General features: G+C 72.2%; 23 protein-coding genes. 16 read left to right on the top strand and 7 right to left on the bottom strand.

Annotation, left to right across the window (positions count from 1 at the left end):
- Nucleotides 1-26: 26 nt before the first annotated feature.
- The 3 genes from BFV98_RS16790 to thpR all read left to right on the top strand — a co-directional run bounded on the left by BFV98_RS16790 (nt 27) and on the right by thpR (nt 2,466).
- A complete protein-coding gene (locus BFV98_RS16790; protein WP_013283715.1) occupies nt 27-1,313 on the top strand; it encodes an MFS transporter in 1,287 nt (428 codons plus the stop codon).
- 75 nt (nt 1,314-1,388) lie between these two features.
- Nucleotides 1,389-1,898, top strand: coding sequence for a hypothetical protein (locus tag BFV98_RS16785; RefSeq protein WP_013283716.1), 510 nt, complete (start codon nt 1,389-1,391; stop codon nt 1,896-1,898).
- Nucleotides 1,899-1,902: 4 nt separating this feature from the next.
- Entirely contained in the window at nt 1,903-2,466 is a 564-nt protein-coding gene (gene thpR / locus BFV98_RS16780; RefSeq protein ID WP_071097014.1) for an RNA 2',3'-cyclic phosphodiesterase, read from the top strand.
- 85 nt (nt 2,467-2,551) lie between these two features.
- Here the strand turns inward: thpR and BFV98_RS16775 are convergent, their stop codons facing one another.
- The 4 genes from BFV98_RS16775 to BFV98_RS16760 form a co-directional block, all read right to left on the bottom strand.
- Nucleotides 2,552-3,538, bottom strand: a complete 987-nt coding sequence (locus BFV98_RS16775; protein WP_013473747.1) for an aldo/keto reductase — start codon at nt 3,536-3,538, stop codon at nt 2,552-2,554.
- Nucleotides 3,539-3,601: 63 nt separating this feature from the next.
- Nucleotides 3,602-4,690: a septation protein SepH gene (gene sepH / locus BFV98_RS16770; protein WP_013283719.1), complete on the bottom strand. Its 1,089-nt coding sequence runs from the start codon at nt 4,688-4,690 to the stop codon at nt 3,602-3,604.
- 191 nt (nt 4,691-4,881) lie between these two features.
- The gene (gene serC, locus BFV98_RS16765; protein WP_013283720.1) at nt 4,882-6,009 is read right to left on the bottom strand and encodes a phosphoserine transaminase; all 1,128 of its coding nucleotides are present in this window, start codon (nt 6,007-6,009) and stop codon (nt 4,882-4,884) included.
- 282 nt (nt 6,010-6,291) lie between these two features.
- Nucleotides 6,292-7,398 (bottom strand): citrate synthase 2, encoded by a 1,107-nt coding sequence (locus BFV98_RS16760; RefSeq protein ID WP_013283721.1) that lies wholly within the window; start codon nt 7,396-7,398, stop codon nt 6,292-6,294.
- 273 nt (nt 7,399-7,671) lie between these two features.
- Here BFV98_RS16760 and pdxH point away from each other — a divergent pair, with 273 nt between their 5' ends.
- The 7 genes from pdxH (at nt 7,672) to BFV98_RS16725 (ending at nt 13,599) form a co-directional block, all read left to right on the top strand.
- The gene (gene pdxH, locus BFV98_RS16755) at nt 7,672-8,301 is read left to right on the top strand and encodes a pyridoxamine 5'-phosphate oxidase (RefSeq protein WP_047892554.1); all 630 of its coding nucleotides are present in this window, start codon (nt 7,672-7,674) and stop codon (nt 8,299-8,301) included.
- Nucleotides 8,298-9,590, top strand: a complete 1,293-nt coding sequence (locus tag BFV98_RS16750; RefSeq protein WP_013283723.1) for an MFS transporter — start codon at nt 8,298-8,300, stop codon at nt 9,588-9,590. The genes pdxH and BFV98_RS16750 overlap by 4 nt, the downstream gene beginning before the upstream one ends.
- 16 nt (nt 9,591-9,606) lie before the next feature.
- Nucleotides 9,607-10,533, top strand: coding sequence for an aldose 1-epimerase family protein (locus tag BFV98_RS16745; RefSeq protein ID WP_071097012.1), 927 nt, complete (start codon nt 9,607-9,609; stop codon nt 10,531-10,533).
- A gap of 2 nt (nt 10,534-10,535) precedes the next feature.
- Nucleotides 10,536-11,138, top strand: a complete 603-nt coding sequence (locus tag BFV98_RS16740) for a nitroreductase family protein (RefSeq protein ID WP_013283725.1) — start codon at nt 10,536-10,538, stop codon at nt 11,136-11,138.
- A gap of 53 nt (nt 11,139-11,191) precedes the next feature.
- Nucleotides 11,192-11,497: a type II toxin-antitoxin system VapB family antitoxin gene (locus BFV98_RS16735; protein ID WP_013283726.1), complete on the top strand. Its 306-nt coding sequence runs from the start codon at nt 11,192-11,194 to the stop codon at nt 11,495-11,497.
- A 31-nt stretch (nt 11,498-11,528) separates the two neighbouring features.
- On the top strand, nt 11,529-12,689 hold the full coding sequence (locus BFV98_RS16730) for an acyl-CoA dehydrogenase family protein (protein ID WP_013283727.1): 1,161 nt from the start codon (nt 11,529-11,531) through the stop codon (nt 12,687-12,689).
- 133 nt (nt 12,690-12,822) lie between these two features.
- A complete protein-coding gene (locus tag BFV98_RS16725; protein ID WP_013283728.1) occupies nt 12,823-13,599 on the top strand; it encodes a DUF4230 domain-containing protein in 777 nt (258 codons plus the stop codon).
- 80 nt (nt 13,600-13,679) lie between these two features.
- Here the strand turns inward: BFV98_RS16725 and BFV98_RS16720 are convergent, their stop codons facing one another.
- Nucleotides 13,680-13,883, bottom strand: coding sequence for a PspC domain-containing protein (locus BFV98_RS16720; protein WP_013283729.1), 204 nt, complete (start codon nt 13,881-13,883; stop codon nt 13,680-13,682).
- 840 nt (nt 13,884-14,723) lie between these two features.
- Here BFV98_RS16720 and BFV98_RS16715 point away from each other — a divergent pair.
- From BFV98_RS16715 to BFV98_RS16690, 6 genes are all read left to right on the top strand, one after another.
- Complete coding sequence (locus BFV98_RS16715; RefSeq protein ID WP_071097010.1) at nt 14,724-16,094, top strand: L-serine ammonia-lyase; 1,371 nt, start codon at nt 14,724-14,726, stop codon at nt 16,092-16,094.
- A gap of 65 nt (nt 16,095-16,159) precedes the next feature.
- On the top strand, nt 16,160-16,987 hold the full coding sequence (locus BFV98_RS16710) for an ABC transporter permease (RefSeq protein ID WP_013473754.1): 828 nt from the start codon (nt 16,160-16,162) through the stop codon (nt 16,985-16,987).
- Nucleotides 16,988-17,731 carry an ABC transporter ATP-binding protein gene (locus BFV98_RS16705; RefSeq protein ID WP_013283732.1) on the top strand — a complete coding sequence of 248 codons (744 nt, stop codon included), beginning with the start codon at nt 16,988-16,990 and terminating at the stop codon, nt 17,729-17,731.
- On the top strand, nt 17,728-19,629 hold the full coding sequence (locus BFV98_RS16700; protein ID WP_071097008.1) for a DUF5941 domain-containing protein: 1,902 nt from the start codon (nt 17,728-17,730) through the stop codon (nt 19,627-19,629). The genes BFV98_RS16705 and BFV98_RS16700 overlap by 4 nt, the downstream gene beginning before the upstream one ends.
- Before the next feature lie 16 nt (nt 19,630-19,645).
- Nucleotides 19,646-21,829, top strand: coding sequence for a bifunctional glycosyltransferase family 2 protein/CDP-glycerol:glycerophosphate glycerophosphotransferase (locus tag BFV98_RS16695; RefSeq protein ID WP_013283734.1), 2,184 nt, complete (start codon nt 19,646-19,648; stop codon nt 21,827-21,829).
- A gap of 157 nt (nt 21,830-21,986) precedes the next feature.
- Nucleotides 21,987-23,300: an ABC transporter ATP-binding protein gene (locus BFV98_RS16690; protein WP_013283735.1), complete on the top strand. Its 1,314-nt coding sequence runs from the start codon at nt 21,987-21,989 to the stop codon at nt 23,298-23,300.
- Nucleotides 23,301-23,347: 47 nt separating this feature from the next.
- Here the strand turns inward: BFV98_RS16690 and BFV98_RS16685 are convergent, their stop codons facing one another.
- Both BFV98_RS16685 and BFV98_RS16680 read right to left on the bottom strand, forming a co-directional pair.
- Nucleotides 23,348-23,695 carry a hypothetical protein gene (locus tag BFV98_RS16685; protein ID WP_013283736.1) on the bottom strand — a complete coding sequence of 116 codons (348 nt, stop codon included), beginning with the start codon at nt 23,693-23,695 and terminating at the stop codon, nt 23,348-23,350.
- Nucleotides 23,692-23,961 (bottom strand): hypothetical protein, encoded by a 270-nt coding sequence (locus BFV98_RS16680; RefSeq protein WP_013283737.1) that lies wholly within the window; start codon nt 23,959-23,961, stop codon nt 23,692-23,694. The genes BFV98_RS16685 and BFV98_RS16680 overlap by 4 nt, the downstream gene beginning before the upstream one ends.
- Nucleotides 23,962-23,973: the final 12 nt, after the last annotated feature.

Below are 23,973 nucleotides of genomic sequence, written 5' to 3'. Positions count from 1 at the left end.
TACCGACGCGAGGAGGCGCACCTAGAGTGCAGGCCAAGCTGAGCACGATGTTCCAGTCCCTACGAGTCCGCAACTATCGACTCTTCGCCACCGGGCAGCTGATCAAACTGATCGGCGTCTGGATGATGTTCATCGCCCAGGACTGGCTCGTCCTCGAGCTCAGCGACAACTCCGCGACCGCGCTCGGCGTGGTCACCGCGTTGCAGTTCACCCCCGTACTCCTGCTCACGCTGCTGTCCGGCCGGCTCGCCGACCGCTACGACAAGCGGATGCTGCTCTTCGTCGCCAACGCCTTCTGGACCGTGCTGTCGCTCGCCATGAGCATCCTGGTCCTCACCGGCCTGGTGCAGCTCTGGCACGTCTTCACGTTCGCCGCCCTGCTCGGCGTCGCCAACGCGGTCGAGACGCCGGTCCGCCAGGCGTTCGTCTCCGAGCTGGTCGGCATGCCGCTGCTGCCGAACGCGCTCTCGCTCAACGCGGCAGTGTTCAACTCCGCCCGGATCGTCGGCCCGGCCGTCGCCGGCCTGGCCATCGCCGTCGTCGACGTCGGCCCGGTCTTCCTGGTCACCGCGCTCAGCTCGATCGCCCCGCTGGTCAACGTGGTCCGGATGCGTACCGACGAGCTGCACCGCAAGGACCTGCCGCCGGTCGGCGAGCGGGACCAGGCCCGGGTGGTCGACGGCCTCCGGTACGTGGCACGCCGCCCGGACATCCTGCTGCCGATGGTCCTCATGTCGGTGATCGGGATGAGCCTGTTCAACTTCCAGCTCACCCTCGCCGCGCTCGCGAAGACCGTATTCAACACCGGTGCCGCCTCGTTCGGCCTGTTCAGCACCGCCCTCGCGGCCGGCGCGCTGGTCGGGGCGCTGGCCGGCACCGGACGGCGCAGCCGGCCCTCGGTCTGGCTCGTGCTCGGCGCCGCGATCGGCTGCGCGATCTTCGGCACGCTCGTCGGGCTCGCCCCGGCGTACTGGATGGTCGTGACGCTGCTGCTGCCCGCCGGGTTCTTCATGATCTACTTTGCCCAGGCCGCCAACCAGCGCGTACAGCTCGGTGTCGACGCGTCCTTCCGGGGACGGGTGATGGCGCTGTGGGTGCTGGTGTTCCTGGGCACCAACCCGGTCGGCGCGCCGCTGATCGGCTGGGTCGCCGAGACGTACGGCGCGGGCGCGAGCATCTGGGCCGGCGGTCTGATCTCGCTCACCGCCGCGCTGCTGGCGCTCACCTGGCAGCTGCGCCGCTCCGGCGCCCGGCTGCGGATGCGGGTGCTGCCGATGCCCCGCTTCTACGTGGTTTCGCCCGGCGCCAAGTAGCCCTGATAGCCGGTCGTACCGGCCCGATTACCCAAACGGGTGGCGGGCCGGTGCGGCAGGGCTTAGCGTCGATGTGTGGAAGTGGGGCAGGGACTGCTGCTGGCGCTGGCGATCCTCGCCGTCTGCTGCCTGCCTGCCCTGTTCGCGCTGCTGTTCTGCGCCGACGAGATCATCGATCGGGTCGCCTGCGGATGGGCCGAGTGGCGGGAGCAGCGCCGGGAACGCCGTACCATCGCGCGGCTCGACCGGGCCATCGAGGCCGAGGCGCTGACCCGCGACATCGACCTCACCGAGTTCGACAAGGACGGCCGCCGCCCGCTGGAACAACTCGCCACCGACCTGCGCCGGCTCGGCGGCCACCGGCTCGCCGCCGCCGACCGCAGCGTGGTGTGGCACGGCGCGGTCATCGAGGCGTACGACGAACGGCTGCGCGCCGCCTGCCACGCGCTCGGCATCGCCGAACACCTGGCCGAACTGGACGGCGTCGACCGGGAGATCGAACGGGTACGCGTCGAAGGGCTGCTGCACGCCGCCGGGCTGACCCTGCCGGCCGCGCGCGCCGCGCACCACCAGCGGCACCGCTGACCGGGTGCGTCTCTTCGCGGCGATCTATCCACCTGCCGTGGTCGTCGCGGACCTGACCGCCCGGATGAAGGGCCTGCGGGTCGCGGCCGCCCGCCACGCCCGCCTCGCCGACCCGGCGAACCTGCACCTCACGCTCGCCTTCCTCGGCGAGGTGCCGGACGACCGGCTGGCCGACGTGAAGCACGCGCTCGCCTCGGCCGCCCGGACGGCTCGCTCCCCGCGGCTGTGCCTGGCCGGTGGCGGCTGTTTCGGTGAGGGCCGGTCCACTGTGCTCTGGGTCGACGTGCGCGGCGAGGTCGAGGCGCTCGACGCGCTCGCCCTGTCGATCCGTGGCGGGCTGCGCGAGGCCGGGCTGCCCTGCGACGACAAGCCGTTCCGGGCGCACCTGACCATCGCCCGCCCCGGCGACCGGGTGCCCGAGGCCGACGTCCGCTCGGACGTGCACACGCTGCACGACTACGCCGGGCCGCAGTGGACGGCCGGCGAGGTGCTCCTGATCCGCAGCCACCTGGGCCGTACGCCGCGCTACACCCCCGTCGCCGCGTGGGCGCTGGCGGCGGGGAGTTGATGCGGGCGGGGAGTTGATGCGGGCGGGGCGTTAAGAAGGGGCCCCTCCTCTACCGGAGGCGTTAAGAAGGGGCCCTTCCTTACACCTACCAGGCCCAGGCTTCGGGGCCGGGACCGCCGTTGCCGACCGGCGGGAACAGCTCGTCGAGGCGGGTCAGCGTCGACTCGTCCAGCTGGACGTCGAGGGCGCCCAGGTTGCGGTCGAGCTGGTCCATGGTGCGCGGACCGACGATCGGAGCGGTCACGCCCGGCCGGGACAGCAGCCACGCCAGCGCCACATCCGCCGGGTCGTGGCCCAGGTCGGCGCAGAGCTTCTCGTACGCCTCAATGGTGTTCCGGTGCTCGGCCAGCGCGTCGGCCGAGCGGCCGGTGGTGCCGCGCGCCGCGCTGCCCTCGGCCATCTTGCGGATGATGCCGGAGAGCAGCCCGCCGTGCAGCGGCGACCAGGGGATGATGCCCAGCCCGTAGTGCTGCGCGGCCGGGACGACCTCCAGTTCGACGTACCGGGTCAGCAGGTTGTAGATGCACTGCTCGGAGACGAGCCCGAGGAAGTTGCGCTTGCCGGCCGCGGCCTGCGCCTGCGCGATGTGCCAGCCGGCGAAGTTGGACGATCCGACGTAGAGCACCTTGCCCTGGGCGACGAGCGTCTCCATCGCCTGCCAGATCTCCTCCCACGGCGTGGTCCGGGAGATGTGGTGCATCTGGTAGAGGTCGATCGTGTCGGTCTGGAGCCGGCGCAGCGAGTCCTCGCAGGCCCGGATGATGTGCCGGGCGCTCAGGCCCTGCTCGTTGGGCCACTCGCCCATCTTGCCGTACACCTTGGTGGCGAGGACGACCTTGTCGCGGCGCCCGCCGCCCTGCGCGAACCAGCGGCCGACGATCTGCTCGGTGACGCCCTCACCGAGCTTCCAGCCGTAGACGTTCGCGGTGTCGAAGAAGTTGATCCCGTGTTCGAGCGCCCGGTCCATGATGGCGAAACTGTCCGGCTCGTCGGTCTGCGGACCGAAGTTCATCGTGCCGAGGCAGAGTCGGCTCACGGACAGACCGGTGCGTCCCAGGTTCGTGTACTCCATGACTCCACCCTGGCACGCCGGCACTTAGAGTGCCCTCTCAACGAGCCAGGGTGGAGCGGTGGATCAGGATGATTCGCGGGCCGCCGGGCCGGTGCCGAACAGCACGTCGTCCCAGCTCGGCAACCGCTTGCGCGGCTTGCCACCGGCATCGGTGGACTCGGCTGCCGCACCGCCGGTCGCCGCCGCGGGGCCGGTGCGGCGGGGCCGCAGCACGGCCAGCGAGGGTACGGCCGGGATCTCCTTCGGCGCGTCCGAGTCGTCGTCGAAGGCCGAACCCTGCCCACCACCGAGCAGCGCGGCGGCACCACCGGCGACGGCCCGCTGACGGGGCGCCTCCTGCCCGGCCAGCGCAGCCGGGGAGCGGGTGTCGAGACCACGCCCGGACGTGCCGCCGAGCGGCCGGTCCAGCGAGGCGAGCAGCGCGTCCCGGCCGGCGCGGATCGGGTCACGCCCCGGACGGGCATGCTCGGAGGCGGCCGGCAGGCCGTGCCCACCCCGGCTCGGCTCGCCGCGCGACGGACCGGGCAGCGCGTGACCGCCCCGCTCCGGCGCCGGCTCCTGGCCGAGGATCGGCGTGGGCCGCTCGGCGCACAGGTATTGCGCCATGTCGTCGTGCGGGGCGACGTTCTGCCGGGTCTTGTCCAGGTCCCACACCGCCTGGGCGGTGGCCTTGCCGGACGGCCAGGTCGCGATGATCCGCCAGGTGCCGTCGTCGCGGCGGTAGGCGTCCCACGAGATCTTCTCGGTGTCGATGCCGTGCTGGGCCAGCCGGCCGTTGACGACCTCGGCCAGCGGGGTCGGCTTCTCCGCGCCCTTGAGCCGGGTGCGGCGGGCGTGCTGGGCGAGCATGGCCCGCTCCTGGAGCACCGGACCGGCGTAACGCAGCACCCGGTCGACTGGTACGCCGGCGATGCGGGCGACGTCCTCCGCGGACTCGCCGGACCGGATCCGGGCCTGGATGTCGCGTGGGGACAGCGACGGCGTCGGGTCGGTGGCGCTCGGCACCACAGCGAGCGGCGGGGCGCCCGGCTCGGCGTGCAGCGCCGACGCGATCCGCTCGTCGATGGGCAGCGCCAGCAGGCGCCCCACCTCGTCGGCGAGCACCAGGGCCTGGCCGTCCTCGGAGAGGGCGACGAAGCGTACTGGGCGCATGGGCTTGCCTCCGTCCCGCTTCGCTGGCCGTCACGCCACGGGAGCCGGCCACCCGGGCGTCTCGCACCACCGTACGCTCATCTACCCGCCGATGGGGACTGCGACACCCCGGCATGTCGTGACTGAGCTGCGGTAACGATCACGGTGGGTGGCCGCCGGGGCCCCGACGGCCACGCACCGTCACGACGTGATCAGAGTCGCTCCACCACGTAGTCGATGGACGCGGTGAGCGCCTCGACGTCGGCCGGCTCGACGGCCGGGAACAGCGCCACCCGCAGCTGGTTGCGGCCCAGCTTGCGGTACGGCTCGGTGTCGACGATGCCGTTGGCGCGCAGCGCCTTGGCGATCGCCGTGGCGTCCACCTCGTCGGCGAAGTCGATGGTGGCGACCACGTTGGACCGCAGCGCCGGGTCCGACACGAACGGCGTGGCGAACGACGAGCGCTCGGCCCAGCCGTACACGATGCCGGCGCTCTCGGCGGTGCGCTTGGCCGCCCAGGCCAGCCCGCCCTGGGAGTTCATCCAGTCGGTCTGCTCCGCGGCCAGGAAGATGGTCGCCAGCGCCGGGGTGTTGTACGTCTGCTCCAGCCGCGAGTTGTCGATCGCGGTGACCAGGTCGAGGAAGGCCGGGATGTACCGGCCGGACTCCTTGACCTCGGTGGCCCGGGCCAGCGCGGCCGGCGACATCAGGGCCAGCCAGAGCCCGCCGTCGGAGCCGAAGCACTTCTGCGGGGCGAAGTAGTAGACGTCGGTCTGGGCGACGTCCACGTCCAGCCCGCCCGCGCCGGAGGTGGCGTCGACCAGCAGCAGCGAGCCCTCGTCGGCGCCCGCGACCCGGCTGATCGGCACCGCGACGCCGGTGGAGGTCTCGTTGTGCGGGGTGGCGTAGACGTCCACGCCGGCCTCGGCCACGAGCGACGGGGCGCTGCCCGCGTCGGACTTGCGCACGGTCGGCTCACCGAGGAACGGTGCGTCCTTGACCGACTTGGCGAACTTGGCGCCGAACTCGCCGAAGCTGGCGAACTGGGCCCGGTCGCGGATCAGGCCGAACGTGGCGACCTCCCAGAACGCGGTGGTGCCGCCGTTGCCGAGCACCACCTCGTACCCCTCGGGCAGGGAGAAGAACTCGGCCAGGCCGCGGCGCAGCCGGGACACCTGGTCGCGGACCGTCTTCTGCCGGTGCGACGTGCCCAGGTAGCTGGTGGCGACGTCGGAGAGGGCGGAGACCGCGGCCGGACGGACCTTGGACGGGCCGCAGCCGAATCGTCCGTCGGCGGGCCTGATCTCGTCGGGAATCCGGATGGTCGGTGCGTCAGCCACGGTTGTCTTGATCCTTCCGCGTGGGCGGGACGGGCCCTTGGTGCGGGCGCGGACCGATGGCCGGGCGTGCGCCGGGCGCACGAGGCGGCCGGGGTCCGAACCCGGCCGGCAGCGCTGCCGGCCTTCATCCTCCCACCCGGGCGGCCCGGACCGGCGGCTGGTCCCACTGTCGGCGCTGAGTCGTGCGCCACAGCGGCGCAGCGCCTCGTGGGCACGGAGGCGGGCGTTAAGAAGGGGCCCCGCCTCTACCGGAGGCGTTAAGCGGGGCCCCTTCCTTACACGTCAGACGCCGTGCGGGATGGCGTCCCAGCCCTCGACCTGCTGCGGCTTGCGCGGGCCGTGGCCGACGTACGTGGCCGACGGCCGGACCAGCCGCTGGAGCTTCTTCTGCTCCAGGATGTGCGCCGACCAGCCGCCCATCCGGGCGCAGGTGAACATCGAGGTGAACATGTGCGCCGGCACCTCGGCGAAGTCCAGCACCACCGCGGACCAGAACTCGACGTTTGTGGCGAGGACGCGGTCCGGGCGGCGGGCCTGCAGCTCGGCCAGCGCGGCCTTCTCCAGCGCCTCGGCGACCTCGAAGCGGGGCGCGCCCAGCTCCTTGGCGGTACGCCGCAGCACACGGGCGCGCGGGTCCTCGGCCCGGTAGACCCGGTGGCCGAAGCCCATCAGGCGCTCGCCCCGGTCCAGGACGCCCTTGACGTATCCGTCGGCGTCGCCACTGCGCTCGACCGCCTCCAGCATGCTGAGCACCCGGGACGGGGCGCCGCCGTGCAGCGGGCCGGAGAGCGCGCCGATGCCGGAGGAGATGCAGGCCGCGGCGTCCGCGCCGGTGGAGGCGACGATCCGGGCGGTGAAGGTGGAGGCGTTCAGGCCGTGCTCGGCGGCCGAGATGAAGTACGCGTCGACGGCCTTGACGTGCCGCGGGTCGGGCTCACCGCGCCAGCGCTTCATGAACCGCTCGACGATGGTCTCCGCCTTGTCGATCTCCTTCTGCGGCACGGCCGGCAGGCCCAGGCCGCGCGCCGACTGGGCGACGAATGACAGCGCGGTGACCGACACCCGGGCCAGGTCCTCGCGGGCCTGCTCGTCGGAGATGTCGAGAAGCTGGTTGAGCCCCCAGTACGGGGCCAGCATGGCGACCGCGGACTGCACGTCGACGCGGATGTCACCGGAGTGAACCGGCACCGGGAACGGCTCGGCCGGCGGCAGGCCCGGGCCGAACCGGCCGTCCACCAGCAGTGCCCAGACGTTGCCGAACGAGACCTGGCCGATCAGGTCCTCGATGTCCACGCCCCGGTAGCGCAGTGATCCCCCCGCGCGGTCGGGTTCGGCGATCTCGGTCTCGAAGGCTACGACGCCCTCCAGGCCCGGTTTGAAATCGGACATGTCGTCTCCTGGCTTCGGCTCGGCGCGCCCGGGCGGGCTGATCGAGCCCCGCAGCTCAGGCGACCCTTCAGGGATGTGGTTCGTGACATCTTGCCCGGTGGGTAACGCGCTGCGCGACCCACAGCCACTGTGCGCCACGCGACATCCCCGCCGGTGGACGCCCGTTCGGGGAGGAGAAGACTGGGTACCGGGGCCTGGCCAGCGTCGGGGGACGCCGGCACGCCCGGGAGAGGGACGACCACAGTGACAGGCGACACACCCGCCCCGGCCGGCATGCGTAACGAGTACGCGGCCGACCTGGGCCTGACCGAGACGGACCTGGCGCCGGACTGGCACACCCAGTTCGCCCGCTGGTTCGCCGACGCGGTGGCCCATCAGCTGCCCGAGCCGAACGCGATGGTGCTCGGCACGGCCGACGACCGGGGCCGGCCCAGCGGGCGCACCGTGCTGCTCAAGGGATACGGCCCGGAGGGCTTCGTCTTCTACACCAACCACGGCTCGCGCAAGGGCGCCGAGGTGATCGGGAACCCGTGGGCCAGCCTGGTGTTCCCCTGGTTCCCGATGCAGCGGCAGGTGATCGTGACCGGCCGGGTCGAGCAGGTGGACCGGGCCGAGACCGAGGCGTACTTCGCCACTCGGCCGCGCGGCTCGCAGCTCGGGGCGTGGGCCAGCGCCCAGTCGACGGTGGTGCCGGACCGGACCGCGCTCGACGCGGCGTACCGGGCGGCGGCCGAGCGGTTCGCCGACGTGGACCCGATCCCCGCGCCGCCGTACTGGGGCGGGTTCCGGGTCCGTCCGGAGACTGTCGAGTTCTGGCAGGGCCGGGCCAGCCGGCTGCACGACCGGCTGCGCTTCCGGCGTACCGGGGACGGGTTCTTCGTCGTCGAGCGGCTCGCGCCGTGACCGACGTCACGCAGACCCGGCGGCGGGGCGCGCGCCGCTGGGCGATCGACCTGCGTCCGCTGCGCGTGCCCGCGTACCGGCGGGTCTGGACCGGCAACGCGATCGCCATGTTCGGGTTCCAGTTCACCGCCGTGGCGGTGCCGGTGGAGATGTTCGACCTGACCGGCGGCTCGCTCTGGGTCGGTCTGCTCGGCATCGCGGGCTTCGTACCGCTGCTGATCTTCGGGCTGTGGGGCGGCGCGGTCGCCGACGCCCGGGACCGCCGCCGCGTGCTGCTCGTCGGCGGCTGCGTGCTCTGGGTCTCGACGCTCGGGCTTCTGGTGCAGTCGCTGGCCGGTGCGCGCAGCCCGCTGCTGCTCCTGCTGCTCGTCGGCCTCCAGTCGACGGCCTTCGCGATCACCTCGCCGGCCCGCAGCGCGATCCTGCCCCGGCTGGTGCCCGCGGAGCTGGTCCCGGCGGCCACCACGCTGAACTTCACCACGTTCACCGCCGCCGCCGTCTTCGGCCCGCTCGCCGCCGGCCTGATCTTCGCCGCCTGGCAGGTCGGGGTGGCGCTGCCCATCGCGTACGCGGCGGACGCGCTGCTGTTCACCGCGTCGCTCTGGGCCACGCTGCGGCTGCCCGCGATGCCGCCCGCGCCGGACCCGGACGGCGGTGTCCGCAAGGCCGGGTTCGCCAGCATCGTCGACGGCTTCCGCTACCTGGCGACCACGCGGGTGCTGCTGCTCTCCTTCGCCATCGACCTGATCGCGATGATCCTGGCCATGCCGCGGGCGCTGTTCCCGGAGCTGGCGCAGGAACGCTTCGGCGGTGCCTCGGCGGTGGGCTGGCTCTACAGCTCCATCGCCATCGGCGCGATGCTGGGCGGCCTGACCTCGGGGTGGATCGGCCGGGTACGACGGCAGGGCCTCGCGCTCACAGTGGCGGTGGTCGGCTGGGGCGTGGCCATCGCGCTCGCCGGGCTGGCCGGGCAGCTGTGGGTGGCGGTGGTGCTGCTGGGCGTCGCCGGCGCCGCCGACCTGGTCAGCGCCACGCTGCGCCAGTCGATGCTGCTGGTCTACGCGCCGGACCGGATGCGTGGCCGCCTCCAGGGCGTGAACACGGTCGTGGTGGCCGGTGGCCCGCGTCTGGGCGACCTGCGGGCCGGTGCGATGGCCGCCGGTTTCGGCACCGGCTTCGCCATGGTCGGTGGCGGCCTGGCCGCCGCCGTACTCGCGGTGCTGCTGGTGGTGGCGTTCCCGGCGCTGCTGCGCTATCGCTCGACCACTCCCGCCGAGGACCGGCACTGACGGTAGGGTCGCCGACATGGGGATCGACGTGCAGCCTCCGTCCGGTACACAGTGGACCATCGCGGCCGACGGCCACGAGGCCGTCGTGGTCGAGGTGGGCGGCGGCCTGCGGGCCTACCGCTACGACGGCGTGGACCACCTCGACGGGTACGCCGAGGACGAGGTCTGCCCTGGCTCGGCCGGGCAGGTGCTGGCGCCGTGGCCGAACCGCGTCCGGGACGGCGTCTACACGGTCGGGGAACGGTCGTTTCAGCTCGACCTCACCGAACCGGAGCGGCACAACGCCCTGCACGGCCTGGTGAACTGGGTGCGGTGGCAGCCGATCGAGCAGTCGGCGGACAGCGTGACCATCGGCTACGACCTGCCGCCGAGCCCCGGCTACCCGTGGGCACTGCGGCTGCGGGCCCGGTGGAGCGTCGGCCCGGACGGCCTGCGGGCCGAGCACGAGGCGACGAACGTCTCCGACGAGCCCGCGCCGTTCGGCTTCTCCGTGCACCCCTACCTGCAACTGCCGAAGGTCGGCGTGGACGAGTTGCGGTTGCACGTACCGGCCCGGCGGCGGGTGCTGGTGGACAGCCGCCTGCTGCCGGTCGCCGCCGCCGAGGTGACCGGCTCCGAGTTCGACTTCACCAGCCCGCGCCCGATCGGCGACCTGGTGCTCGACACCGCGTTCGGTGACGTCGAGCGGGACGCCGACGGCGGCTCGGCGGTGGTGCTGAGCGCGCCGGACGGCTCGTCCGGGCTGCGGATCTGGGCGGACCGCGAGTTCGGCTGGTGGCAGGTGTTCACCGGCGACACGCTCGGCGGGGAACGGCACCGCCGGTCCGTGGCGGTGGAGCCGATGACGTGCCCGCCCGACGCGTTCCGCTCCGGGAAGGACCTGATCATGCTGGAGCCGGGGCAGACCTGGCGGGGCGCCTGGGGCGTCCGCCCGGAGGTCTGAGCGTGGAGTTCGCCGACGTCGTCCGGCGCCGCCGGATGGTGCGCAACTACGACCCAGACAGGCCGGTGCCGCCGGAGGTGGTGGACCGGCTGCTCGACCACGCCGTCCGGGCCCCGTCGGCCGGGTTCTCGCAGGGCTGGGGCTTCCTGGTGCTGGAGGAACCCGAGGACCGGGAACGGTTCTGGGCCGCGACCACGCCTGGTGGCGGCGGCCGGGAACGCTGGCTGGCCGGGATGCGCCGGGCGCCGCTGATCGTGGTGCCGCACGCCAACCGCGACGCCTACCTGGACCGCTACGCCGAGGCGGACAAGGGCTGGTCGGACCGCGCCGAGGACCGCTGGCCGGTGCCCTACTGGTACGTGGACACCGGCTTCGCGGCGCTGCTGATGCTGCTCACCGCCGTGGACGAAGGGCTGGGCGCCTGCTTCTTCGGCATCCCGCCGCAGCGCATCGGGGCGTACCGGGAGGCGTTCGGGGTACCGCCGGAACTGCACCCGATCGGTGCGATCACAGTAGGTTACCGAGCTGTCGACCACCGGTCACCGTCGCTGCGCCGAGGGCGGCGTCCGGTGCAGGATGTGGTGCGGCGGGGACGGTGGACCTGAGCGGTTAGGCTGACATCCACATTGTCAGCCTGGCCTGGGGAGGAGAGCACGCCGTGATCTTCAGGGCGGTCCGGGACGGGCGTCCCTACCCGGAGCACAACCTCACGCTGAAGCAGTGGGCCGAGATTCCGCCGCGCCCGCTGCGGCTTGACCAGCTCATCACCACCAAGCGCGAACTCGCGCTGGACAAGCTGCTCGCGGAGGACTCCACCTTCTACGGCGACCTCTTCCCGCACGTCGTCCAGTGGAACGGCGGCCTCTACCTGGAGGACGGCCTGCACCGGGCGCTGCGCGCGGCGCTCCAGCAGCGCAACCAGATCCACGCGCGGGTGCTCGTGCTCGGTGACCAGGGCGAGTGACGCCTCCCTGAGTCTTGGTTAAGGTGACGCCATGACTCCTCTCGACCTGCTCGACATCGATGCGTCGCTCAGCGACGAGGAGCGGCAGATCCGCACCGTCGTGCGCCGGCTCGTGACCGACCGGGTACGCCCGCACATCGCCGGATGGTACGAGGACGGCCAGGTTCCGGCCCGCGAACTGGCCCGCGAGTTCGGCAAACTCGGCCTGCTCGGCATGCACCTGACCGGCTACGGCTGCGCCGGCGCGTCAGCGGTCGCGTACGGGCTCGCCTGCCTGGAACTGGAGGCCGGCGACTCCGGCGTCCGCTCGCTGGTGTCGGTGCAGGGATCGCTCGCCATGTACGCCATCTGGCGCTACGGCAGCGAGGAGCAGAAGCAGCGCTGGCTGCCCGCCATGGCGGCCGGTGAGGCGATCGGCTGCTTCGGGCTCACCGAACCCGACCACGGCTCCGACCCCGCCTCGATGGCCACCCGCGCCCGCCGCGACGGCGACGACTGGATCCTCAACGGCAGCAAACTGTGGATCACCAACGCGCCGATCGCGGACGTGGGCGTGATCTGGGCGCGTACCGACGACGGGGTGCGCGGCTTCGCCGTACCCATGGACACGCCGGGGGTGACGGCGCGCGAGATCCGGCACAAGATGTCGCTGCGCGCGTCCCTGACCGGCGAGATCGCCCTCGACGACGTCCGGCTGCCGGCCGACGCGCGACTGCCCGAGGCGATCGGGCTCAAAGCGCCGCTGGGATGCTTGACCGAGGCCCGGCACGGCATCGTCTGGGGCGCGCTCGGCGCGGCCCGCGACTGCCTGGAGACCGCACTGGAGTACGCGACCACGCGCACCCAGTTCGGCCGCCCGCTCGCCGGTTTCCAGCTCACCCAGGCCAAGCTCGCCGACATGGCGGTGGAGTGGAACAAGGGCATGCTGCTCGCGCTGCACCTGGGCCGCCTCGCCGACGCGGGCACGCTGCGGCCCGACCAGGTGAGCGTGGGCAAGCTGAACAACGTCCGCGAGGCGCTCGCCATCGCCCGGCAGTGCCGCACGATCCTCGGCGCCAACGGCGTCTCGGGGGAGTACCCGGTGATGCGGCACGCCAACAACCTGGAGAGCGTGCTCACCTACGAGGGCACCTCCGAGATCCACCAGCTCGTCATCGGCCAGCGGCTCACCGGCCTGTCCGCGTTCGCCTGACCTGCGGCTTCACCCGATCGGGTCGCTCGGCGAGCGACTGTCGCACGGTGGCCGTACCGTCATTGTCAGTCGATGTGTCGGCTGAGGATCGATGTGTCGGACGAGGAAGTGTCGGACGAGGACGGTGAGGGCGATGGCCCGCGACGGTGACATCAACGAGCCCACCCGGGAGTTCCCGGACTACCCCACCAGCGAGTCCCTTCGCGACCGGGCGGAGGGCTCGCCCGACCACGACCGCGAGTACGCCCCCGGTGCCCCGGCGTCGGGTGGCGGCCCGGCGCGCGGCCTGCTCTGGGTGCTCGGCGCGGCGGCGCTGGCGGTCGTGGTGCTGCTCGGCGTGCAGGCCACCGGTCTGCTGCCCGACTTCCGCAACCCGTTCGCCAAGGAGCAGACCGACCGCAGCCAGCCGCCGCTGCTCAAGTCGATCCGTGACCTGAGCCGCTACGTCGCCGCCGAGGGCAACTTCCAGGTCGTGGTCGACGTGCAGAACGACAGGCGCAACGTGCCCGACTTCCTGCTCAACGAGCGCACGCTGTTCGTCGGGGCGGGCCGGGTCGAGGCGTACGTCGACTTCGGGAAGATCGCCGACGGTGCCGTGGTGGTCTCCGAGGACGGCAAGTCCGCCGAGATCAAGCTTCCCGCGCCGCAGCTCGGCGAGACCGATCTGGACATGGACAAGAGCTACGTGTTCGCCGAGCAGCGCGGCCTGATCAACCGGCTCAACGACCTGGTCGCGGGCGACCCGAACCGGCAGCAGCAGGTCTACAAGCTCGCCGAGGACCGCATCACCGCTGCCGCCCGGGACAGCGGGCTCACCGCCCGGGCCCAGGAGAACACCCGCAAGATGCTCGAAGGGCTGCTGCGCTCCCTCGGGTACGAGAAGGTGACGGTCACGTACACCGCTCCCTGACCGCTCTGACGCCACGCGCCCGCCCCGATGATCCGGGGCGGGCGCGTCGCGTGTGTGCCGGCGTCCCGGCTCGTGTCGCGTCAGCGGGTGGCGAGGTAGCGGTCCTCGTTCGGCATCAGGATCCACAGGATCAGGTAGACGATCACCTGCGTGCCGGGCAGCAGCAGCGACAGCAGGAACAGCAGCCGGACCATGCCGGCCGACATGCCGAACCGCTGCCCCAGGCCGGCGCAGACACCGGCGATCATGCGCCCCTGGCGGGGCCGGACCAGTTTGCGACTCATCGTCGTCTCCCACTTCTGCGGCGATCCGCCGCGCTGATTCCACGGTAGAAAGGGGTACGCGTCGCGCCCTCAGCCCCGAGGAGGATCGGCGACCCGGGCACCCGTAGGTGCTTACCCCGGCGCTTCCTCACCAACGCCCCCGCTCCTCGCCTCACCCTCGCGCCGCCCTCGCTCGCCCTCGCGCCGCCCCGTGCGGCCCTCGCGCTGCCCCGCGCAGCCCTCGCGATCTTGCAGTTGCGGCCCCCGTTGTGCCCGATTCGCGCAGTTGTTCAGGGCCGCAACTGCAAGATCGCGGGAGTGGTGGGGGTGGCGTGGGGCGGGAGGCCTGCTCGGCGAGGGTGCTGCGTCGAGCGCTTTCCGCCTCGCGGGACTGGCGTTCCGCTGACTGGGATCAGTGGAGATCTTGGTAGGAAAGTGCCCCTATAGGGGCCATCCGGTACCAAGATCTCCCCGGGGGCAGGCCACGGCGCGTCGATCTTGGAGTTGTGGCACCTCGCGAATGGCGTTATTCGGGCATCCTGGGCGCCATAACTCCAAGATCGACGGGGAGGGGCGGGGCGGGAGTCGGCGGCAGTAGCGCGAGGGCGGGCGGGTCGGGCGCGGGCCTGAGCGGGCGGGAGGGAGCGGGTGGGCGACGGCGGGAGTGGAACGGGGAGGGGGCGGACGCGTGCGCCGGGGCGGGTATGTGGCGGAGTGGGGGCGGGTATTCACGGGGGCGAGGTAGGCTCGCCGGTCGGGCGCCCCCACCCCGGGCGCCGGCCGTCTACCCGCCTGGCGGGCGCGGCACCCACGCACCGGCTCGGATCCGCACAACGGGGACGACGGCGAGGAAAGCAGCAAATGATCAGTGTTTTCGATCTTTTCAGCGTCGGTATCGGGCCGTCCAGCTCGCACACCGTCGGGCCGATGCGGGCCGCCCGTACGTTCGTGGCGGGTCTGAAGGCCGACGGTCAGCTAGCGGATGTGGCGCGGGTACGGGCGGAGCTGTTCGGCTCGCTCGGCGCGACCGGCCACGGGCACGGCAGTGACCGGGCGGTGCTGCTGGGGCTGGAGGGTGAGGTCCCGGAGACCGTCGACACGGACTCGGTCGGGCCGCGGGTGGAACGGATCCGCACGCAGCGGCGGCTCGACCTGTTCGGCAGTCAGGGGGTCGACTTCGATCCGGACACGGATCTGGTGCTGCATCGCCGGCGGTCGTTGCCGTATCACCCGAACGGGATGACGTTCGCGGCGTACGACGCGGCCGGGGGCGAGGTGCGGACGCGCACGTACTACTCGGTCGGTGGCGGGTTCGTGGTGGACGAGGCGGCGGCCGGGGCGGACCGGATCAAGGCGGACAGCACCCGGGTACGGCACCCGTTCCTGACCGGCGCGGAGCTGCTGACCGTCACCTCGGAGACCGGGCTGTCGATCAGTGAGGTGATGCTCGCCAACGAGGTGTCCTGGCGCAGCGAGGCGGACGTGCGCGCCGGGCTGCTGGAGATCTGGCGGGTGATGCGCGAGTGCGTGGAGAACGGCTGCACCCGTGACGGCGTACTCCCGGGTGGGTTGAAGGTCCGGCGGCGCGCGGCCGAGATGCGGCGCGGCCTGGAGGCGGAGACCGGCAGCCAGGATCCGCTGCGCGCGATGGACTGGGTGACGTTGTTCGCGCTGGCGGTCAACGAGGAGAACGCGGCCGGCGGGCGGGTGGTCACCGCGCCGACTAATGGTGCCGCCGGGATCATCCCGGCTGTACTGCACTACTACACCCGGTTCGTTCCGGGTGCCTCCGAGGAGGGCGTGGTCCGGTTCCTGCTGGCGGCGGGCGCGATCGGTGTGTTGTTCAAGGAGAACGCGTCGATCTCCGGGGCCGAGGTGGGCTGTCAGGGTGAGGTGGGTTCGGCGTGCTCGATGGCGGCGGCCGGGCTGGCCGAGGCGCTCGGCGGTACGCCGGAGCAGGTGGAGAACGCCGCCGAGATCGGCATGGAGCACAACCTGGGGCTGACCTGCGATCCGGTGGGTGGCCTGGTGCAGATTCCGTGCATCGAGCGCAACGCGGTGGCGAGCATCAAGGCGATCACCGCGGCCCGGCTGGCGTTGCGGGGCGACGGGGTGCACCACGTGTCGCTGGACAAGGTCATCAAGACCATGCGGGAGACCGGCGCGGACATGAAGGTCAAGTACAAGGAGACCGCGCGGGGCGGGCTCGCCGTCAACGTGATCGAGTGCTGACTCCGTTGGGGTGACCCGGCGCTGTCGGCCGTCGCGCCGGCACGGAAAAGCGCGACCATGGCGTTGTGACGTCAGGCGTCGCGGCGCTCTGGTCCGCCCGCACCTCGCTGCGCATCCTGGTCCGCCGGGATCTCGCGGTGAAGTACCAGCAGTCGGTGCTGGGCTACTTCTGGTCGTTGATCGAGCCGCTCGGCATGGGCCTGATCTACTGGTTCGTCTTCGGCGTGCTCTATTCCGGCGCGACCCGGCGGCACCTCGGCGAGGCGGCCGGGTCGTACCCGCTGTTCCTGATCACCGGGATCTTCGCCTGGATGTGGGCGAGTTCGGCGCTGACCGAGGCGGCGAACGCGCTCACCGGGCAGTCCCGGCTGATCACCACGATGAACCTGCCCCGGCCGATCTTCCCGATCGGGCGGGTCGCCGGACGGTTCGCCGAGTACCTGGCCGGGTTGCCGATCCTGGCCGCCGTCGCGGCGATCTACGCGAGCCAGGGGAAGATCCGCCCCGGCTGGAGCCTGCTCGCGCTGCCGCTGGCGGTGGCGGTGCAGTTCGTGCTGCTGGTGGGCCTGGCGCTGCTGCTGTCGGCGGGCAACGTGCTGATGCGCGACATCGAACGCACGATGCGGCTGGTCATCCGGCTGCTGTTCTACGCGACGCCGATCATCTACCCGCTCGACCTGGTGCGGGAATCGGGCATGCCCGGCTGGCTCAAGATCGGGTACGAGCTGAACCCGCTGGTCGGGATCTTCCAGCTGCACCACGCGGTCTGGTATCCGGACGAGTTCCCTGATGCCCGCCTGCTCACGATCACGGTGACCGGCAGCGTGCTGGTGCTGGCACTGGGCTGGTGGGCGTTCCACCGCCTCGAACCGGCAGTGCTGAAGGAACTCTGAATGGCCCCGATCATCGAGGCGGACGGGCTCGGCATCCGGTTCGTCCGCAACCGGCGCCGTCAGCTGCGGCTGCGGGAGCTGATCGTGCACCGGGGCGCCCGCGACCCGGACGCGGGCCGGTTCTGGCCGCTGCGTGACCTGTCGTTCCGGGTCGAGCCGGGCGAGACGGTGGGCGTGGTGGGCCGCAACGGCACCGGCAAGAGCACGCTTCTGCGGCTGATCGCCGGTGTGCTCATCCCGGACGAGGGCTCGATCCGCGTGCACGGCCGGGTGGCGCCGCTGCTCGAACTGTCCGCCGGGTTCTCCGGCGACCTGACCGGCCGGGAGAACCTCTACCTGGTGGGCGGGCTGCACGGCCTCTCGTCGGCGTACCTGCGGGAGCACTTCGACGAGATCGTCTCGTTCGCCGGTGAGCAGGTGGAACGCGCCATCGACACGTCGGTGCGGCACTACTCGTCGGGGATGAAGGTGCGGCTGGGTTTCGCGGTGATCGCGCACCTGCCGCACCCGGTGCTGCTTGTGGACGAGGTGACAGCGGTCGGGGACGCGGAGTTCCGTGCGAAGTGCTATGCGACCATCGAGCGACTTCTCGCGGAAGGGCGCACGCTGGTGCTGGTGTCACACAACGACAAGGACCTCACCCGGTTCTGCCGTCGGGGGCTCTACCTCGACGCCGGACGGCTGATCGTCGACGGGACGATTGACGAGGCGCTGGCCGCCTACGCCGACGCGGCGAAGCGGTGACGCTCGCGATCGTGCTCGCCGCCGACCCGGCGGCGGGCCACCTCACCGAACGGCTGGCCGCGCAGTGGCGGCGGGCCGGGGCGGACGACGTGCGCATCGCCGCCGACCTGACCGAGCTGGCCGATCTGGTGGCCGCCGCGTCCGGCCCGGTGCTGGTCAGCGGCGCTGACCTGGTGGCGCACACCGCCGTACTCAAGCATCTCGCGACCAGCCCGGTGGGGCCGACGGTGGCGCTGGTGCTCACCGATCCGCCCGCTCCCGGGCAGGCCACTGTGCGTGAGGAGCGCGGGCAGGTGGTCGAGGTCGGCGCCGCCGAGGCGAGCGGCGTGTTCGGCGGCGCGCTGCGGGTGGGCGCGGCGGACCTGCCGGCGCTCGCCGAGGCCGCCCGCCGCGCCGCAGGCGGTGGGCCGCTGGACGCGGTGGACCGGCTCGTGGCCGACCTCGCCGCCCGCGGCACGCTGATCTTCGCCCATCGGGTACGTCTGCTCGTGGCGCACCGGGTCGGCGACGAGGCGCAGCGGGTGGCGGCCGAGTCGGCGGTGGCCGCCGTCGACGAGGACCGCGCCGAGTTGAAGCTGTCGGTGAAGGAGCGGGACGACTTCTTCACCACGTTCTTCGTCAGCACCTGGTCCCCGTACGTCACGAAGGCGGCGGCCCGTATCGGGATCGGCCCGACCGGGGTCACCATGGTCTCGGTGGCGTTCGCGGTGGCCGCGGCGGTGCTGTTCGGCGCCGGTGGACGGCCCGCGCTGGTGGCCGGCGCGGTCCTGCTCTACCTGGGTTTCGTGCTCGACTGCGTGGACGGGCAGCTCGCCCGCTACACCCGGCACTTCAGCGCCTGGGGCGGCTGGCTGGACACGATGGCCGACCGGTTCAAGGAGTACGTGGTCTACGCCGGTCTCGGCTTCGGCGCCACGCACGCCGGGTTCCGGTACGGCTGGGCGCTGGCGCTCGCCGCGATGACGTTGCAGACCGTGCGGCACATGACGGACACGTGGTACGGCGCGTTGCACGACGAGGCAGCCCGGCGGCCGAAGGTGGTGACCGCGGACGCGGGCGGCATCGGCGGGAAGCTGAACGCCGCGTCGACGCGGGTGCAGGCGGACACGGGCTCGGTGTCGTACTGGCTGAAGCGCACAGTGGTGTTCCCGATCGGTGAGCGGTGGGCGCTGATCGCGATCGCCGCCGCGCTGTTCGGGCCGCTGGTGGCGCTGGTCGCGGTGCTGGTCTGGGGGACGCTGGCGTTCGCGTACACCGGGGGGTTGCGGACCTTGCGGGCGCGGTGGATGCGGGTGCCGGTGCTGACCACTGTGGACGCGGGTCTGCACCGCGACGACGGCCTGCTGGTGCGCACGCTGCCGACCGCGCGACGGCCGCTGCTGCTGGCGGTGCTCGGCGCGCTCGGCGCGGCGGGGACGCTGGTGTGGGCGCTGCTCGCGGTGCACGGCGGCGGGGACCTGCCGGTCTTCGTGCCGGTGCTCGCGCTGGTGCTGCTGCTGGGGGCCGCCCAGGCGTCGCGGGCGCCGCACGACGGGTCGCTGGACTGGCTGGTGCCGGCCGCGTTGCGGGCCGCCGAGTACCTGTTCGCCATCGCGGTCGGGGTGGCGGGCCGGGCGCCGGCGTGGCTGATCTTCGGGTACGTCCTGGTGCTTACGCTGCTGCACTACGACCTGACCGCGCGGCTGGAGAAGCGGCAGTCGGCGCCGCCGCTGCACGCGGCCACGCTGGGCTGGCCGGGGCGTTCGCTGCTGCTGGCAATCGGGCTGATCGCCGGATATGCGAGTATCGCTCTAGCTACAATCGGTGCGTACCTTCTCGTGGTTTTTGTCGCGAGCGTGGTCCTCGCCTGGGTGGTCCTGCCGGCCCGCGCCCGTGGGGGTGTGCGCTCGCCGGGCTGACGGAGGGCGGGCCGGGGTGACCTTGATCAGCTTCGTCGTGCCGGCCTTCAAGGTGCAGGGCTACCTGCGGGAATGTCTCGACTCGATCCTCGGCCAGCCGTTCGGCGACATCGAGGTGATCGGTGTCGACGACGCCTCGCCGGACGACAGCGGCGAGATCCTGGCCGAGTATGCGCTGCGCGACCCCCGGGTCCGCCCGGTACGCCTCGCCGAGAACGTCGGGCTCGGTCCGGCCCGCAACATCGGGCTGGACCGGGCCGTCGGCGAGTACGTGTGGTTCGTCGACGGGGACGACTGGCTGGTGCCCGGCTGCCTGCCGCACGTCGCGGACCGGCTCCGCGACACCGCGCCGGACGTGCTGATCGTCGATCACGTCCGGGCGCACTGGAACAACATCGGCACCCGCAGCGCGATGCGTGACGTGTTCCCCGACCCGCCCGGCGCCACGACGTTCACGCTGCGGGACCGGCCGGAGACGCTGAAGCTGCTGCACACCGCGTGGAACCGGGTGGTGCGCCGGGAGTTCCTGCTCGAACGCGGGCTGCGTTTCGAGCCGGGCTGGTACGAGGACGTCTCGTTCAGCTATCCGGCGCTGATGGCGGCCGGGCGGATCGGCGTACTCGACCGGATCTGCCTGAACTACCGGCAGCGCCGCACCGGCGCGATCACGAAGACCCGGGGGGACCGGCACTTCGAGGTCTTCGCCCAGTGGCACCGCGTGTTCGGGCTGATGGACCGCTGGCACGTGACCGGGCTGCGACCGGCCGTCTTCGAGCGGATGATCTGGCACTACCTGACGGTGCTCGGCAACGGCGCCCGGATCGCGCCCGAGCTGCGGGCACCGTTCTTCGCCCAGATGCACGCCGACTACGTGCGGTTCCTGCCGCCCGAGGGCTACCCGGTCCCGCCCGGCCCGGAAGGGCTCAAGCACCGGCTGGTGGCGGCCGGGCGCTGGCGGACGTTCAGCGCGTTGCGCGAGGCGCACCAGGCGGGGGAGACGGCCCGGCGTACCGCGCGGCGGGCGCGGCGGCGAGTGACGCCGGTGGTGCGGCGTACCGCCCGGCGGGCCCGTGACCTGGCACTGGGCGAGTACTACCGGGCCGAGCTGCACCGGCCGATCGACCCGACGCTCGCCGTGTACGCGGCCTACTGGTACCGGGGCTACTCGTGCAACCCGGCGGCGATCTACGAGGCGGCCCGACGGCTCGCGCCGCAGGTGCGCGGCGTGTGGATCGTCCGCCGCGACCGGGTGGCCACGTTGCCGCCGGGCGTCGAGTACGTGGTGGCCGGCAGCCGCGAGTACCACCGCGTGCTGGCCCGCGCCCGCTGGCTCGTCAACAACGTCAACTTCCCGGACTTCGTCCGCAAGCGCCCCGGCTCGGTGCACGTGCAGACCCACCACGGCACGCCCGTGAAGGTGATGGGCCTGGACCAGCAGCGCTACCCGGTGGGCGCGATGGGGATGAACTTCGCCGGCCTGCTGCGCCGCGTCGACCGCTGGGACTACAGCATCACCTCGAACAGCTTCTCCACCCAGATGTGGGAGCGGGCGTACCCGGCGGACTACACCACGCTGGAGGTCGGCTACCCACGAAACGACCGGCTGGCGCTGGCCACCGCCGAGGACCGCGGCCAGGTCCGCGCCGCGCTGGGCATCGCACCCGACGAGTACGTGGTGCTCTACGCGCCGACGCACCGGGAGCACCTGCCCGGGTGGCGGCCGCCGTTCGACCCGGACCGGATGCTCGACGTGCTCGGGCCCCGGGGCCGGCTGCTGATGCGCAGCCACTACTTCCACGACCGGGAGCGGCACCCCCGGGGACCGGCCGCGGACGGCGTGCTGGACGTGAGCGCGTACGACCGGGTGGAGGACCTCTACCTGGCGGCGGACGTGCTGGTCACCGACTATTCCTCGGCGATGTTCGACTACGCGGTGCTGGACCGGCCGATAGTGGTCTACGCGCCGGACTGGGACGCCTACCGGGTCGCCCGGGGCGTCTACTTCGACCTCCTGGCCGAGCCGCCGGGGCCCGTCGCGCTGGACTTCCCCGGCCTGCTCGACGTGTTCCGTTCCGGCGCGGTCGACGACGAGGCGGCCGAGCGGGCCCGGACGGCGTTCCGGTCGCGGTTCTGCGCGCTCGACGACGGGCACGCCGCCGAGCGCGTGGTGCGCCGCGTGTTCCTCGGCGAAACGCCGTAAAAGTGGTTACCGGCAGGTCACTTAACTGCGGAGCCCGGCGAATACCGGTTAATAGGACTGTCACGAGCTGAACATGGCACGTTTACCCGATGTGCGAATCAGATGATCCTGGTCACAGTCATTCCCGGGTTTGGGGCGAGTAGCTGGGGAGGTGGCGGTGGCGACCGTCGCGCTCAAGGATGTCACCAAGGTGTTCCCGGACGGAACAGTCGCGGTCGACACCATCAATCTGGACGTCAACGACGGCGAGTTCATGGTGCTGCTCGGCCCGTCGGGCTGCGGGAAATCGACAGTGCTGCGCATGGTGGCCGGACTGGAGGATCCGTCCTCCGGCGCCATCATGCTCGGTGGTGAGCTGGCGAACGACCTGCCACCGCGGGACCGGAAGATCGCCATGGTCTTCCAGGACTTCGCGCTCTATCCGCACATGACGGTCGGCGACAACATCGGCTTCCCGCTGCGCCTGAGCGGCGTCGAGCCCGGCCCGCGCGGTGAGCGGATCCAGGACGTGGCGAGCGCGCTCGGCATCGGCGACGTGCTCGGGCGCAAGCCCAGCCAGCTCTCCGGTGGCCAGCGGCAGCGGGTCGCCATGGGGCGGGCGATAGTGCGCCGGCCCGGCCTGTTCCTCATGGACGAGCCACTTTCCAACCTGGACAGCGGGTTGCGCGCCGAGCTGCGGGCGGAGATCTCCGGCCTCACCCGCGAGCTGGGCGTCACCACCATCTACGTCACCCACGACCAGGCCGAGGCGCTCACCATGGCCGACCGCGTCGCCATCATGCGCAAGGGCGTGCTCCAGGACGTGGGCACCCCCACCCAGGTGTACGGCCGTCCCGCGACGCTCTACGTCGCCGCGTTCCTGGGCAGCCCCCGGATGAACCTGCTGGAGGCGTCGGTCTACGTCCACCTCGACCGGTACGTCGCGCTGAACCTCGGCGAGCAGTCGCTCTACCTGCCCTGGGACGACATCCGCAGCCGTGCGGTGGCGCACTACCACGGTGAGCGGATCGTGGTCGGCATGCGCGCCGAGGCGCTCACCCCGGTCGCCCCGGACACCGCCGGTGACGTGCTGCACGGGCGTATCCGCTACCTGGAGCACCACGGTCACGAGTCGCTCGCGTTCCTCGACATCGGCGCCACCGCGATCGTCGTCGACGAGATGGGCACGCCGGTCGAGCAGGCCGCACCGGGCCAGCGCGGCCTGCGCCGGTTCAACCAGGTGATGCAGCGGCTCACCGGCCGCGCGGCGGAGTCGTCGGCCCCGGCCCCGGAGGCCGGCGGGGGCGCCGGCAACCGCACGAGCGTGCTGCCCGACCCGGGCCGCCACCACCGTCGTCCGGCGGAACTGGCGGTACGGCTCGCGCCGTACCCGCAGGTGTCGCCCGGGCACCCGCTCGCCGTGCAGGTACGGATGGACGCGCTGCACTTCTTCGACGAGCGAGGCGACCGCATCGACGTCGGCTGGCGGTGAAAGGAGGGGCACCCTATTAACGCCTCCGGTAGAGGAAGGGCCCCTTATTAACAGTCGCCGCCCGGAGGGACGGGCCGGTGACGGCGGTACGGGCCCCAGCCGACGAAGCGGGCGAACATGTCGGCCGGGGCCGGCGCGTCGTTCGGGTTCAGCCGGTAGAGGTCGCGCGTGGCCTCGTACAGCAGCCCGCACAGGTAGATGGACAACCCGATCCGGTTGTCCTCGTACTCGCTGCGCAGCAGCAGGCGGGCCATCGGGCACGGCCACGGCTGGCCGCAGGCCCGGCAACACCACATCGGACGCAGCGGCGTGTGCGGGGTGGCGTGCAACGGGTACGGCCGGGGGCGATCCGGCCTGGGCCCGTCCGGCGGCTGCCCGAGCTGGTGGCTGATCACCGGCGCTCCTCGTGGTGGCCGTCTCCCGGGCGCCTCTCCGGGGCGGACCGATGGCCGCCGCCGTTCCCGCGCTGCTCCGGTACGGACCAGCGACCGCCGTTCGCCCGCCACTGCTGCGCCGGGGTGAGGTTGCCGACCCGGCCCGGGCCCATCGTCGGCAGTGGACGCGTCGGCTGCCGCATCCACTCCGGCAGGTTGTCGCCCCGTACCCGGTGGGGCAGCGTCGGTGCCGACGCACCCCGGCAGCGGAACCAGCGCAGTCGCACGGCGCAACTCCT

The sequence above is a fragment of the Micromonospora sp. WMMB235 genome (genome assembly GCF_001855515.1).
Lineage (GTDB): Bacteria > Actinomycetota > Actinomycetes > Mycobacteriales > Micromonosporaceae > Micromonospora > Micromonospora aurantiaca.
This window is presented reverse-complemented; position numbering and strand designations above follow the sequence as displayed.